Origin of the sequence: Stenotrophomonas sp. (assembly GCF_035634915.1) — a bacterium.
Lineage (GTDB): Bacteria > Pseudomonadota > Gammaproteobacteria > Xanthomonadales > Xanthomonadaceae > Stenotrophomonas.
This window is the reverse complement of the sequence record NZ_DASQCB010000005.1, coordinates 242,673-256,775: the sequence shown is the minus strand read 5'-3', so window position 1 is coordinate 256,775 and position 14,103 is coordinate 242,673. Positions and strand designations below refer to the sequence as shown.

Here is a 14,103-nt window from a genome sequence, read left to right as displayed (position 1 = left end):
AGCGGGCAGTGTCGCCGCTGCGCGTGTCAGTGGTGTCAACGCCGCCTGAACCCGCGCCTGGCTAGCGCTGCACCAGCGCCAGCGTTTCGCGCTCGCGCTGTTCCTCGCGGATCAGCCGCTGCAGCAGCAGGGCCAGGGTCACCACGTCCTGGTGGTTGTGGTCGGCCACGCGGCGCAGGTTCACTGCATCGCCGCCGCGCAGGTAACGCAGCCACGCAGCGGGGGCTTCCGAACCGGGCAGGTCATCCTCGCGCACCACACGCAGCAGCTGCCGTTCGATGGTGGACAGCTTGCAGTTCTCCCAGCTGCCGCGATAACGGCGGCGCGTGGGGTAGAGCAGGTCCACATGGTCCAGTGCGGTGATCGGATCGCGCTGCCGGGCCAGCCGGTAGCGGGCCTTCAGCAGCGGCGCATCGTAGCTGCGGCCGTTGTAGCTGCAGAACACGGTGGACGGCCGCAGCCAGCTGGCAAAGGTGGCCAGCATCGCGTCCTCGGCAGCCATGGTGGACATCAGCAGCTGACGGATGCGCAGGCCTTCGCCGCGCTGTGGGCAGGCATGCCAGTCGGCGGCACCGATCATGAAGGCGCGGGTACCGGTGCCACCGGCCAGGCCCGTGGTTTCGGTATCGAAGAACAGCAGGTCGCGTGCGGCCACGTGCTCGCCGTCGCGGCGGGCGAAATCCAACGACAACGGCTGCGGGGGAATCGCCTGGGGCTGCAGCGATTCGATCAGGAACAGGCCGGGCGCGATTTCCTCGCCGGGCAGTTGCCGGTCCTGCGCGCTGGCCCGTGCTGGCGCAGCACCACCGCGTGTGCGCAGGCCGAGCAGGCGGTGCAGGCCGCCCACTTCAGGCCGGCGCAGCGCGGCCGGCGCCGAGGCAGGTGCCGCCGCACCGGTCGGCTTGTGGCGGATCTCCTGCTCCACCCAGGCAAACACCGAACGCTCGGCCGCAGGCTGCCGCGCATCGTTGGCGGCCACCGGGGCCGGCGCTGCGGGTAGCGGCTCGGGCACGGACGGCGTGCTCGCCTTCGGGTCGCCGGCCTGCTTCCGCAGCAGGCGCAGCTTGTCCAGGCTCAGGCTCACGGTGCCAGCAGCTCCATCGGGTCGCGCGGGGTCACCACCACGTCGTGCACGTGCTGGCAGGCTTCGGCGTCAAATAGGTCGAGCACGCGCAGCGCCAACGCGCGCGGCGAGGTGTCATCCTCTTCCTGCGCGGCCAGCACCGGGCCGACGCAGGCGGGGCAGCCGGCCTTGCAGTCGCAGCGCTGCACCAGCTCGCGCGCGCGCTGCACCAGTTCGGCCTGACGCTGCCACAGCGGTTCGCTGAGGCCGACGCCACCGGGGAAGTTGTCGTACAGGTACACCGTCGGCACGAATTCCTGCAGCAGCTCGACGATGCCGGGATCACCTTCGCCGCCGCGCAGCTGGCCACGACCGGTCTGGTCGGCGACCGCGAACCAGGAACCATCGCCGTTGCCGACCGACTTCTGCAGGTCACGCGCATCGGCCATCACCGCCACGGTGGCGACGATGTGCAGCGCGTACGCGGCACCGAGGAAGCCATCCAGCGCATCCTGCTTGCTGGCAAACGCGCGCAGCAGCAGCGTCTGCGGCAGCTGCCACCACACGGCGGTGGTGTGCAGCTCCTGGTCGGGCAGGTTGACCGGGCCGTAGCCGATGTTCTCGTGCGTGTAGTAGCGGATCTTCTTGTAGCCGGCCACGCGGCGCACCACGTGCACTTCGCCGTGGTGCGAATCGCCCCGCCCGGCCACGCCACCATCGAAGCGGTCCAGCACCTTGAGCTTGGTGAAGTCGATGCTGTCTGTGTAGTAGTCCACATGCGTGCGCGTGACGTAGGCCTTGCGGCCTTCCCAGTCCAGCGTTTCCACCTGGTACGGGGTGGACTGCACCATGTGGATGGCACCTTCGTAGAGCGTGAGCGCGGCGGCGGAGTAATCCACTTCGGCGATGATCTGCTGGCGGCCATCGCTGCGGTCGACCACCACGAAGTTGCCATCGGCCACCGCGCGCAGGCTGACCGCGTTGGCCGGATAACTGTCGGCGATCCATTCCCAGCGCTCGCCTTCGCGGTGGATGACTTCGGTTTCGGCCAGCGCTTCCAGGAACACGTCCGGATCGATCGGGCCGAAGCCATCGCCGACCCGGAACGGCAGTTCGAAGGCGGCACAGCGGATGTGGTCGAACAGGATCAGCGGCTGGTCCGGGGCGATGCGCGCGTGTTCGGGCGAAGCCTCGGCGAAGAAATCCGGATGCCGCACCACGTACTGGTCCAGCGGCTGCGAGCTGGCCACCATCACCCCCAGCGCGGGTTGCTGGCGGCGACCGGCACGGCCGAAGCGCTGCCAAGTGGCGGCAACGCTGCCCGGATAGCCGTTGAGGATGACCACGTCGAGGCTGCCGATATCCACGCCCAGCTCCAGCGCCGAGGTGCTGACGATGCCGTCGATGTTGCCCGCGCGCATCGCACGCTCGGTCTCGCGGCGTTCGGTGGGCAGGTAGCCACCGCGGTAGGCGCGGATGCGCGCTGGCTTGCGCGGGTCGTGGTCGAAGATGTCCTTCAGGTACTTGGTCAGCACTTCCACCATCAGGCGTGTCTGCGCGAACACCAGGGTCTTCAGCCCGGATTTGATCGCGATGCGCGCGATGCGGTTGCTCTGCGAACGTGCCGAGGCACGCAGGCCCAGGTCCGGGTTGATCACCGGCGGATTCCACAGCAGCACCTGCTTGGGCCCGCTGGGCGCGCCGGATTCGGTGATGGCGGTGACCGGGGCTTCGATCAGCGCTTCGGCGTGCGCCTGCGGGTTGCCGATGGTGGCCGAGCACAGGATGAACTGCGGTTGCACGCCATAGAACGCGCAGATGCGTTTGAGGCGGCGCAGCACGTTGGTGACGTGGCTGCCGAACACGCCGCGGTAGGTGTGCACTTCGTCGATGACGATGTAGCGCAGGTTCTCGAAGAACTGCGCCCACTTGGTGTGGTGCGGCAGGATGGCCTGGTGCAGCATGTCCGGGTTGGACACCACGATGTCACCGTGCAGGCGGATGGCCTGGCGCGCATCGCCGGGGGTGTCGCCGTCGAAGGTGAAGGCCTTCACGCCGAGGTCGCCGGCACGGTTGAGTTCCAGCAGTTCGGCCACCTGGTCCTGGGCCAGCGCCTTGGTCGGGAACAGGTACAGCGCCTTGGCCTTGTCCTGCATGGCTGCACTGACCACTGGCAGGGTGTAGCACAGCGACTTGCCGCTGGCGGTGGGGGTGACGATGGCCACGTGTTCGCCGCGCTGGCTGGCGTCCCATGCCTCGGCCTGGTGGCTGTACAGCTGCTCGATGCCGCGTGCCTTCAGTGCGGCGGCCAGCGCCGGCGGCACCGACTCGGGAATGGGCGCGTAGCGGCCTTCGCGGCCCGGAATGGCGAAGCTGCCGGTGATGCGGTCGTGGTAGCGGCGCTGCAGGCGCGCACTGAGCAGGGCACCGTCGCGCGCGGGCAGACCATCGCGGGTGGCGAGCTTCTGCTCGGCGTCGGCGGTGCGCTTGGCGAGTTCGTAGGCCATGGAAGAGGGAGCCAGGACGGATTGCGAGGGGTCACATGGCACCACAGATGGGTCTCAGGGTGTGAGACAACGTGCCGGGATGCAGTAAACCATTCAGTACGCTGGCCTGCTGGCGCACTGCACGGTAGTGGCCATCGCGGGCTGAACGGCCGAACCCGGGCAAACGAAATCTGAAGCCGCGGTGCGTATCCTCGTGTATTGGACGCAACAGACAGGGCAATGGCTGTGGCACGACGGGAACTGCAGGGAGCACTTCTGGCCGGCATGATGCTGGCTGTCACCGCGCACGCGCAGCAGGCCGCACCGCCGCCCGAGCCGGCGCCGGCAATCGAAGTACCGGCCGCCGATGCCGCCGCGCCGTCACAGGGGGCGGTGACCACCCTGGGCGAAGTGCGTGCCATCAAGCCTGACGATGACGAGCCGCTGGACCTGTACCGCTTCAAGAATCCGGTGAAGTTCGGCGACAACCGCTTCAGCCGTGACTGGAGCGAGCCGCCCTCGCCCGAGCAGGTGAGCTTGAGTGGCGGCTACATCATGATGGGCGTGGTGAAAGGCCTGACCGCCGCTGGCAAGGGCCTGAACAAACTTACCGGTGGACCGGACCAGATCCAGGCCGCCATCGCCCGGCCGCCGCCGGAGCTGAGTGCCGAGCAGCAGCGGCGTGCGCTGCAGTTCTGCGAGCAGCAGGATGGCTGCGGTGCGTCGGCGGGAAAGTAGGCGGTATCCTGCTGTCTTTCGCCCCGAGGCTGCCTGGATGCTGCTGCGCTCCTTCTTTCTGCTTGCCACGCTGAGCCCGCTGGCCGCTGCAGCCAGCGACCTGGCTGACGACGGCTCATGCCGTAACGGCGCCTTTCCGTCCGCACAATCGGATTTCGCCGTTGCCAAGGTGGTGGGCACGTCGCGCCTGTACCTGCTGGGCGACATGGACGGCTGCCCGGCCAAGGGCGAGCCCGCCTGCCGCCAGCGCAGCTATGTGGTCAGCGGCGATACGCTGGTGACCGGCCGCGACCTCGGCCCCTATCGCTGCGCGTTCTTTCCGAACAAGGTGGGCGGCAGTGCCGGCTGGGTGGACCGCAGCAAGCTGCAGCCGCTGCCGGTGGCGACGCCATCGCTGAAAGACTGGGCCGGCGACTGGAAGGATGGCGACAACGGCCTGAGCATCTCCGTGGGCGGCGGTCAGCTTCATGTCGAAGGCGATGCCTACTGGCCCTCGGCCAACCCCACCCCGGAACAGCGCCCGTATGGTCCGAACCTGGGCCAGGTGGAAGCGCAGGCGACGCCGCGTGGCAGCCAGGTGGACTTCGTCGAGGACAGCTGCACCGTGCACGCGCAGTTGCTGGGCGATGTGCTGGTGGTGTCGGACAACAGCGAATGTGGCGGCATGAATGTCCGCTTCAACGGCGTGTACCGGCGCAAGTAGATCCACGCCATGCGTGGATGCTGTCGGCGATGCATGCGGCAGGGTCAGAGCCCTTTCGCGGGCGAACGGGATCTGACCCCGGTTTTCATCTGCGCCGCTCCAACCACCACAGCAGCGATGCGCACAGCACGAAGGCCAGCCACCACGGCCAGCGTGAGCCGGGCATCGGCTGCATCGCTGCGCTGCTGGCGGGTGCGGCCGTTGCCAGTGCCTGCGTCGTTGCGTCCATCATCGACTGCCGGTGCAGGACGGTCGCAGCCTTCGGGTCGAACACATAGCGCCAGAGGGTCGCGTCACCGTGCTGCAGGCGATGCCAGCCTGCCGTGCGCGGCCACCAGCCGGCGCAGCGCATCGACGAGGTAGTGCCATCGACCACCAGTGGCACGCCCGCGCCCTTCGCGTCGAACGCCTGCAGCGGTGCCAGCACGGCGCACAGGGCGACACGCTCGCCGGCCCACGCCTGCGCCTGCGGTGACCACAGCGCGTCCGTGCCGGGCTGCGCGCGGACCATCGTCGCCATCACACCGCTCCACAGTTCGCCGTGGCGATCATCGCGACCGGCCAGCACCCAACGCCAGCTGTCGGTGATCGGCAGCAGGCCGATGCGGCCTTTGCCGACGCTGCGCCAGCCACCGAGTGCCTGTCCTGCGCGGTCGTGCAGCAGGGCGGCGCTATCGGTCGCCTGCAGATCCAAGGCTTCCAGCGAAGGCAGCGCCGCACTGTGCGAACTGCGGTCGGCCGCTTCGCCGTCGGCGGTGGGCAGGGTGGCCGAGTCCATGGGGCCGCGACGTGCGGCGAGCATCGCGCTCTCGCCATCACCCGGCAGCTCGACGGCGTGGCTGCTGCCATCGCCCTGCAGCGGCAGACCGAGATCGCGCAGGCGCTGGCGCGCGCTGGCCGAGGGTGCACCGCCACTGCGGACCAGTACGCCAAGACCATCACGTAGCGCCTGGTGCACCGCCGCCACTTGCCCCGCGCTCAACGCCGCCAGGCTGCGCTCGTCCAGCAGCAGAAGATCGCTGCGCGCCAGTGCGGCCGCATCCACCGCCACCGTGCCATCGCCCACGCTGAGCCCGGCACCGGTATCGGCCTGCACCTGCACGCGCAGGCCGGCATCGGTGGCCCAGCGGCGCAGGTACTTCAGTTCCGGGCCGGGTGCGCTGGCACGCACCAGCAGGCGCAGCGGTGCGGCCGCCAGTGTCTGCTGCGGCACCGGCACGCTGTCCAGCACATGGGCCTGCGCATCCAGCAGGCGCAGATGGAACACGCTGCGGCCGGGCGCGCGGGCAATGCCGCTGAGCTGCACGCGGCCATCGGCGGCCACGTCCACGCGATCAACCACGGTGTCGGCCGGGTCCAGCAGCTCGGCCCGGCCAGCGGTGACACCGTGTGCCTGCGCGTGCACCTCGAAGCGCGCACCGGGTGCGGCGTCGGCCGGTGGTTGCAGCGCGATCCAGCCACGCGGCGCAGGCGAGGCCTGCCAGCGCAGGTTCGCCGGCAGCACAGCGTCGCGGTCACGCGCGGCCAGGCCGGCGCCGACCAGGGTCAACGTGGAGGCCGGGTACTGGCGCAGCGCCGTGGCCAGATCAGGCACGCGCCGGCCGCCCGGCACATCTGCCGCCTCCGGCAACAGCAGCGGGGGGCCGTCGCTGGCCGGCAACGCGCCGGCAGCAGCCGCATCGGCAGTGAGCACCACCAGGCCGTCCGCCGGCAGCTGCTGGCTGGGCGGCAGCAGGCAGAAGTACAGCAGCACGGCGGCGATGGCCTGCAGCACCAGCCGTGCCGCGCGCCGGCCGCGATGGGCGGTGGGCGCACGCAGCTGCAGGACGCTGGCGAGGATGACGATGAGCGCCAGGGCCACGGCCAGCCACAGGTTCAAGGCAGTGGCATTCATGGCTGTACCTCCAGCGCATCGAGGTAACGCTGGCCCATTGCATCGGTGGCCGTGCGCCGCATCACCTGCGGCAGCGGCCGCTGCAGGGCGCGCCACAGCTGTGCGCGCAGGCGCTGGCGGCAGTCGCTGCAGTCTGGTTCGATGCGCAGCTGTTCAATGGCGGCGGCAAGGTCGAGAGCATCGGGCAGGAAGGCGGCGTTGCGCTGCTGCCACGTGGCCAAAGCGTCCAGGTCAGGCGTGCCATCACCGTCGCCCAGCCGCTGCCAGGCCTCGACGATGGCCGGGTCCGGCGGCGTGCGCGCGGCCAGCGGCAGCTCGCGGCTGGCCAGTCCTGCGCGGTCGCCGCCCAGCCGTCGGCCTTCGTCGATCGGCGGCAGTTCCGGGCCGACGCGGGCCAGGTAGATGCGCTCGGCCTGCTGCACCTGCTTGATGAAGGCCAGCGCCTTGTAGGCGAACGGCAGCGCCTGCTCCGGGCGGCCCTGACGCAGCTCGCCCTCGGACGACCACATCTGGTCCAGCGCGGCCTTCAGCGTGGCGCGGGTCTGCGGGTCGAGCAGGGTGGCGGCCTCGGCGTGGTCGTGGGTGTGGCCATACTCGGACAGCACGTCGGTGGCGCTGCCGAACACCGGTGGCGTGTCGGCGTTGCCGGCGGTACCGCCGTGGTCATGATCGTGGTCGTCATGCGCGCCGGCCTGCGCATGTCCGTGGTCGTCGTCGTGATCGTGCGCGTCCGCCGTGGGTGCATCGCTGGTGGGCAGGTCGCTGGTCGGCGGCGGCTTCGCGCCGCCTTCGCTTTCCTCGCCGAGGAACTGGCCATAGCGCAGGCGCAGGATGCGCTGGTCGACGCCGATGGCATCGCTGCGCTTGATGAAGTCATCGGCGGCCAGGCTGCGGCGTTGGCGGATCAGCGCCTCGGCATCGATGATGATCTGCCGCTGGCTGCGGAAGTAGGCGGGCAGGGTCTTCTTGATGCGGCCTTCCAGTTCGGCACCGAGCGCGACTTCGGTGGTCGGCAGGCGCAGGATCACGCTGCTGCTGCGCCCGGTCTGCGCGGTGGGTGCATGGTTGTCGCGTACTTCCAGCTGGGCGATGACATCGTTGCCGGGCTGCGCGCCGAGTGCTGCCAGATCGAGGGTGTGGGCGAAGCGCCGCGCGGTGGGTTCGCCGCTGCCGGCAAGGGTGACGCTGCGCTGCACGAAGGTGATGTTTTCGCCACTGCCCTGGGTGGTGGTGATCGACAGCGTTGCCTGCGCGGCCACGCCGTAGTCATCGCTGGCTTCGAAGCGCAGCGCCCACTGCCGCTGCCCTGGCGTGCCCAGCACCAGGCTGGCAGCCGGTTCCAGCACGCGCACGCTGGGCGCGCGGTCGGCCACCACGTCCAGCCGGTACAGGCGGGTGCTGGCCAGGGCGGGCTCGCTGACCACGCGGTACAGCACCGGCGCGCGGGCCACGTCCTGCGCCTGCCATTGGCCATCGTGCTCGCGCAGCGGCAGCTGTCGCCCGTCGTGGAACTGCAGCCATGCCTTGCTGGGCGCGCGGTCGAAACGCAGCGACCACGACAGCCGGCTGTCCGCGGCCACCTTGGCGTCCAGTGCGTTCTGGGTGAGCGTGGCCTGGCCGGTGTACGCCGGTGCATCGATCTGCAGGCGGGTGGACTGCAGCTGCAGCGGACCGGCCACTGGCATGGGCGCCGTTGTCGCAGCACCGATGCCTGCGGAGACGCCCGCGCTGCGTGGCCAGCCCAGCGCGAGCAGGGCGATGGCCAGCCCTCCGGCCCAGCACAGCGCCAGTGCGGCGCGCGGCCAGCGCGGGCGCAGGTCCGGCATCGTGCGTTCCAGCGTGGCCAGCACATGCGCGCGCTGGCGCTGCTGCAACGGGTTGAGGCGGGCGACGTCGGCAAACAGCAGGTCGGCGCTGTCCTCGCTGCGGCCGCTGCCATCGAGCTGCCGCTGCAGCCAGCGCCGGTCCAACTGCCGCGCCCGCGCGACGGCCACACCGGCGCAGGCAAGCAGGGCCAGCGTGCCGACCACGCAGGCGGCATCGAAGCCGGCCAGGCGCAGGGCCAGCGCGGTGGCGGCCAGCGCCCACGGCAGGCCAAGCAGCACGGTGATGCCGACGCGGCGGCGACGTGCGCGCTGCCAGTGGCGCTGCAATACGTTCATGCCGGCCTCCGCGCTGCGCGGCTGGCCATCCCGCGCTCCAGCGCGAACAGCAGCACGATGGCCAGCAGCAGCCACGGTGTCGGCTCGCGTGGTGCGGCGGCGGTTGCAGGCAGTACCGCCTGCTGCGGTGCCTGATCGTGCGCATCGCCCACGCGCGGTGGCGCTGGCGGTTGCAGGGCCAGCAGCAGGGCCTGCGGCAAGCGGGCATCACGCAGCGCACCGTTGTGGGCGGCATCCCATTCGCCGGGCAGCGACAGCAGGCGGCCCTGGCCGACGCGCTGCTGCCACAGCAGCGGTTCGCCCTCGGCACTTCGCAGCACCACACTGGCGGCAGCATCAGGCCTGGCCCCGGTCATCACGCTGCCACCGTCGCGCAGCCAGGCCTGCCAGGCTGCCGGCAGTGCATCGGAACGGCCCCACACCGCGATCTCGCCGCGTGCGGGGAGCGTATCGGCAGGCAGCTCGGCGGCGGCAGGCGGGGTGCTCCACGCACGCTGCAGGGCGCCGATCCAGTGCCGCGCGCTGGCCGGTGCCTCGGCATGCACGCGCAGGCGTGGCGGGGGCCATGTTGCCTGCGTGCTGGCAACGGGCACGGCATGCGCCTGCCACTGCACGGGACGCGACAGCTGCAGGCGTGCGCCATCGAGACCAGGCAGCGGGTCGGGCACATGCACGGTCAGCGCGGTGCCAGCGGGCAGCTGCGCGTCGAGTTCGCGCAGCAGGCTCGGTAGCGGTGCAGGTGTCGCCGGCGCCGGCTGCTCGACGGACGGAAAGCCGGGCGCCAGCCAATGCCAGTTACCCTCTTCGCCGGTGCCACGCAGTGCGCCAGCATCCAGCCCGGGCGCGACCACGGTCCAGGCGCTGGGCGGTGCTGCGCTGCCGGTCAGGGCCGGGCGCGCCAGCAGCAGCGCCAGTGCGGCCAGCAACAGCAGGCGTACGAGCAGCAGCGGCCAATCATCGAAGCGGATGCGCTGGCGCGGGCGCATCTGTGCGCGCAGCCAGCGCAGTGCGGCGAAATCCAGCGGCGTGTACGGATGGCGCCGCGCCAGGTGGATAAGCAGGGGCAGCAGCCACGCGGCCAGTGCGCCCAGGCCCAGCGGGAACAGCAGGTTCATGCGCCGCCCCTGCGGCCGAACAGCGCCTGCAGCGGCTGGTCCAGCGGCTGGTCGAGCCAGCCGGTGGCGCTAGCGATGGCGCTGGCCTGCAGGCGTGCCTGCAGGGCGCTGCGTGCGGCAGCGAAGCGCTGCAGGTAGTCGGTACGGATGGCCGCGCCATCGCCCAGCAGTTCCTCGCCGGTCTCCGGATCGCGGAAGCGATGGCCGGCATCGAAGGGGAAATCGCGCTCGTCGGCGGTCAGCACCTGCAGCAGCATCACCTCGCGGCGCGCGCTGGCCAGGTGTTCCAGCAGCACGATGCTGGCTTCATCGAAGCCATCGCCGATGGCCAGCAGCAGATCGCCGGGGCGCACGCGCTCCCACAGCGGGCGCAGGCGGTCGGCGGTTGGCCAGCTGCCATGCGCCTGCAGCGTGTGCAGCTGCAGGTGCACGCGGTCGCGCTGGCGCGCGCCGTTGCCGGCCGGTACCAGCTGCAGGCCATCGCCGTTGATCGCCAGCAGGCCGAAACGATCGTCCTGCTGCAGGGCCAGCTCGACCAGGCAGGCTGCCAGCCCGCGCATGTGGTCCAGGCGCGTGCGCTGCGGCGCTGCGCGGTCGGCCTGGCTGGCCGAAGCAGTGGCATCGAGCAGCAGCCAGACGGTGATCGGGCTTTCGCGTTCGGATTCGCGCACGAAGAAGCGATCCGAGCGCGCGTACAACTTCCAGTCGATCTGGCGCAGTTCGTCGCCGGGTTCGTAGGCGCGGTACTGGGCGAACTCCAGGCCGGCGCCGCGGCTGCGGCTGGCGTGCTGGCCGATGCCGTTGTTACCACTGGCCAGGCGCGGCCGCAGCCGCAACGTGCGCAGGCGCGCACGCAGTTCCGGTGGCAGGGTCAGCGGTGTGCCGGTGCTCACGCCTGCTTCAACCCGGGAAGGGCACGGCCTGCAGCAGCGCCGCGACCACGTCGTCGGCGCGCTTCTGTTCGGCTTCGGCGGCGAAGGACAGCAGCAGGCGATGGCGCATCACCGGTGCAGCCAGCGCCTGCACATCCTCGCGGGTCGCGGCGAAGCGGCCCTGCAGCAGCGCACGGGCCTTGGCGGCCAGTACCAGCGACTGCCCGGCACGCGGGCCAGCGCCCCACTTCACCCACTGGTTGATCGCGGCCGGTGCGCCGTCGCCGGGGCGGCTGGCGCGTACCAGACGGGTGATCCAGGCCAGCACATCGGGGCTGACATGCACCTGGCGCACGGCGGCCTGCAGCGCGATCACCGCCTCGGCGTCCATCACCTTCGGCACCGCTTCGGTGGCACCGCCGGTGGTCTGTTCGATGATGCGGCGCTCTTCGTCCTCGCTGGGGTAGTCCACCAGCACGTGCAGCAGGAAGCGGTCCAGCTGTGCTTCCGGCAGCGGGTAGGTGCCGGCCTGCTCGATCGGGTTCTGCGTGGCCAGCACGAAGAACGGCGCGGGCAGTGCATAGGTCGTTCCCGCGTAGCTGACCGTGCGTTCCTGCATGGCTTCCAGCAGCGCCGCCTGGGTCTTGGGCGGGGTGCGGTTGAGTTCGTCGGCCAGCAGCAGATTCGTGAAGATCGGTCCCTGCTGGAAGCGGAAATGACGATGGCCGGTGCCGTGGTCTTCTTCCAGCAGTTCGGTGCCGAGGATGTCGCTGGGCATCAGGTCGGGGGTGAACTGCACGCGCCGGAACTGCAGCTCCAGTGCCTGCCCCAGCGAACGCACCAGCAGGGTCTTGCCCAGGCCGGGCGCACCTTCCAGCAGGCAGTGGCCGCCGGCCAGCAGGCCGATCAGCAGCTGCTCGACCACCGTGTGCTGGCCGACCACGGCGCGGGCCAGGGCGCTGCGCAGCCCATCCAGGCGCGGCAGCAGGGAATCGAGATCGAGGGAGGTCATGGCGGTGGTCCGTTCAATTGTTCAACGCGTACATCACGATGTTGACGCCGAAACGGGTGTTGTCTTCGGCCAGGAAGCGCTTGTTGCGCCAGTCGTAGTCCCACTCGCAACCGTAATCCTTGTTGCTGTAGAGCAGGCCCAGGCGGCCATCGACCTCGATGCCCTTCAGGTAATCGTGCACCAGGTCATCGCCCCAGCCATTGAGTTCGAAGCCGGTGGCGGGCGGGCCGTCGGGGAAGCGGAAGAAGCTGCGGTACAGCGCATGGCTGTTGGGCAGCTTCTGCAGGGCCCTGGGCCCGAACAGCCGGCCCATCTGCGCCTCGAACGAGGTGGCGAACAGGCCGTCGATGTCATGGTTGCAGTCGTCGACGAAGACGAAGCCGCCGTTGCGCACGTAGCGCACGAAGTTCTGCTGCTCGGCGGCGTTGAACTCCACCAGCGTGTGCCCGGCCAGGTAGCAGAACGGCGCTTCGAGCATGCGCGGGTCGGCCAGGGCCACCACGTGTTCCTGCGGGTCCACGCGCAACGAGGTGTAGTCGATCAGCGAGGTGATCAGGTTGGACGGCATGCGCGCGTCCACGTCCCAGTCGCCGGAGTCGTACTGCAGGCGGGTGAACCAGAAGTCGTAACGCGAACTGCGCGGGCCTGCCTGCGCGAAGGCCGGCAGCGCCGCCGCCGAAGCGGCAGCGGCCAACCAGCGCAGGCAGGCCCGCCGATCCATCAGACCGCGTCGGACAGCGAGGTGAAGGTGAAATCGCGCAGCTTCATCGGCGGGATCATCATCACGTAGCTGGATTCATCTCCGGCCACGCGCACCGGCTTGCCCAGCTCTTCGATGTTGTTGAGCATGATCACCGGCGATTCGTTGAAGCGGAAATTCTTCACCGGATGCTTGATCTGGCCGTTCTCGATGTAGAAGGTGCCATCGCGGGTCAGGCCGGTCAGCAGCACGGTCTGCGGATCGACCATGCGGATGTACCAGGTGCGGGTGACCAGGATGCCCTTCTGGGTGCCGCGCACCAGATCGGCGGTGCTCTTGTCGCCACCGCTCATCAGCAGGTTGCCCGGCGTGGCCTTGGCGGTCTTGCCCTGCTTCTGTGCCCAGAAGCGCGAGTAGTCCAGGTTGGCCACCTTGCCGTTCTCGATGATGGCCATGCGCTCGCGCGGCATGCCCTCGCCGTCCCACGGCAGCACCGGTGCATCGGCATGCCACGGGTCGGCGTACATGCTCACGCGCGGGTCGTAGACCTGCTCGCCCAGCTTGTTGCCGCCGCCCTTCTTGGACAGGAAGCTGCGACCTTCATCGGCCGAGCGTGCGCTGAAGAAGTTCATCATGAAGCTGATCAGGCCTGCAGCGGCGGCCGGTTCGAGGATGACCGTGTACTTGCCCGGTTCCAGCGCTTTGGCTTCCGACGATTCGGTGGCCTTGCGCATGGCGATGCGGATGTCCTGGTCGGCCTTGAAGTCCGCTGCATCCTTCAGGCTGCGGCCGACCCAGCCCGACCCGCGGCCGTCTTCGGTGCGCACGGTGCAGGTGTAATCGAAGCTGGTGCTGCGCTGGTAGCCGAAGTTGCCGTTGCTGTTGGCGGTGGCATAGAAGCCCTGGCCATCTTCCAGGAAGCCGGCGGCGATCAGGCCGTTGCCACGGCACGGCGCGATGGAATCGGCTGCCACCTTGGCCCGGAACGCCGGATCGATGGCGGCGGTGGATTCGCTGAAGGTGGGGCTGGCGCGGTAGGTCTGCTTGCCGATGGCCGGCATGAACTCCGGGTTTTCCGGGGCCAGGCGGGCCAGGTCCTCGGCGCGGCGGACCACGCGTTCCAACGCGGCATCGTCGAACTCGTTGATGGACGCGGTGCCCACGCGTTTGCCGAAGGCCACGGTGACGGCCAGTTCGGTGTTGTCCACGATGCCACTGGTGGACACGTTGTTCAGGGCGAAACGGATGTTGCCGTTGATCGAACCGGCCAGCACGGCGGTGCACTCATCGGCCTTGGACAGGGCGATGACCTTGTCGAGGATGGCCTTGGCCTGGGTTTCGGTGAAGATACTCATGGT

The 14,103-nt window shown here is 69.8% G+C and carries 11 protein-coding genes; 2 read left to right on the top strand and 9 right to left on the bottom strand.

What is annotated here, in order from left to right; translation table 11 throughout:
* Positions 1-61 precede the first annotated feature (61 nt).
* Both VER16_RS05335 and VER16_RS05330 read right to left on the bottom strand, forming a co-directional pair.
* Entirely contained in the window at positions 62-1,084 is a 1,023-nt protein-coding gene (locus VER16_RS05335; protein ID WP_324806023.1) for a ribonuclease H-like domain-containing protein, read from the bottom strand.
* Complete coding sequence (locus tag VER16_RS05330) at positions 1,081-3,570, bottom strand: DEAD/DEAH box helicase (RefSeq protein ID WP_324806021.1); 2,490 nt, start codon at positions 3,568-3,570, stop codon at positions 1,081-1,083. Before VER16_RS05330 ends, VER16_RS05335 begins: the two co-directional genes overlap by 4 nt.
* 219 nt (positions 3,571-3,789) lie before the next feature.
* Here VER16_RS05330 and VER16_RS05325 point away from each other — a divergent pair, with 219 nt between their 5' ends.
* Together VER16_RS05325 and VER16_RS05320 are read left to right on the top strand one after the other, a co-directional pair.
* Entirely contained in the window at positions 3,790-4,287 is a 498-nt protein-coding gene (locus tag VER16_RS05325) for a hypothetical protein (RefSeq protein ID WP_324806019.1), read from the top strand.
* A 37-nt stretch (positions 4,288-4,324) separates the two neighbouring features.
* Positions 4,325-4,990 carry a hypothetical protein gene (locus VER16_RS05320; RefSeq protein ID WP_324806018.1) on the top strand — a complete coding sequence of 222 codons (666 nt, stop codon included), beginning with the start codon at positions 4,325-4,327 and terminating at the stop codon, positions 4,988-4,990.
* Positions 4,991-5,075: 85 nt separating this feature from the next.
* On the opposite strand, the gene VER16_RS05315 is transcribed toward VER16_RS05320, so the two are convergent.
* From VER16_RS05315 to VER16_RS05285, 7 genes are read right to left on the bottom strand one after another with little or no spacing between them, the layout of a single operon-like run.
* A complete protein-coding gene (locus VER16_RS05315) occupies positions 5,076-6,884 on the bottom strand; it encodes a hypothetical protein (protein WP_324806017.1) in 1,809 nt (602 codons plus the stop codon).
* On the bottom strand, positions 6,881-9,046 hold the full coding sequence (locus tag VER16_RS05310) for a hypothetical protein (RefSeq protein WP_324806015.1): 2,166 nt from the start codon (positions 9,044-9,046) through the stop codon (positions 6,881-6,883). The genes VER16_RS05315 and VER16_RS05310 overlap by 4 nt, the downstream gene beginning before the upstream one ends.
* Complete coding sequence (locus VER16_RS05305) at positions 9,043-10,161, bottom strand: BatA domain-containing protein (RefSeq protein ID WP_324806013.1); 1,119 nt, start codon at positions 10,159-10,161, stop codon at positions 9,043-9,045. The genes VER16_RS05310 and VER16_RS05305 overlap by 4 nt, the downstream gene beginning before the upstream one ends.
* The gene (locus tag VER16_RS05300; protein WP_324806011.1) at positions 10,158-11,054 is read right to left on the bottom strand and encodes a DUF58 domain-containing protein; all 897 of its coding nucleotides are present in this window, start codon (positions 11,052-11,054) and stop codon (positions 10,158-10,160) included. Before VER16_RS05300 ends, VER16_RS05305 begins: the two co-directional genes overlap by 4 nt.
* 7 nt (positions 11,055-11,061) lie before the next feature.
* Positions 11,062-12,045, bottom strand: coding sequence for a MoxR family ATPase (locus tag VER16_RS05295; protein ID WP_324806009.1), 984 nt, complete (start codon positions 12,043-12,045; stop codon positions 11,062-11,064).
* Positions 12,046-12,058: 13 nt separating this feature from the next.
* On the bottom strand, positions 12,059-12,766 hold the full coding sequence (locus VER16_RS05290) for a DUF4159 domain-containing protein (protein ID WP_324806007.1): 708 nt from the start codon (positions 12,764-12,766) through the stop codon (positions 12,059-12,061).
* A complete protein-coding gene (locus VER16_RS05285; RefSeq protein WP_324806005.1) occupies positions 12,766-14,100 on the bottom strand; it encodes a TldD/PmbA family protein in 1,335 nt (444 codons plus the stop codon). The genes VER16_RS05290 and VER16_RS05285 overlap by 1 nt, the downstream gene beginning before the upstream one ends.
* Between the last annotated feature and the right edge of the window lie 3 nt (positions 14,101-14,103).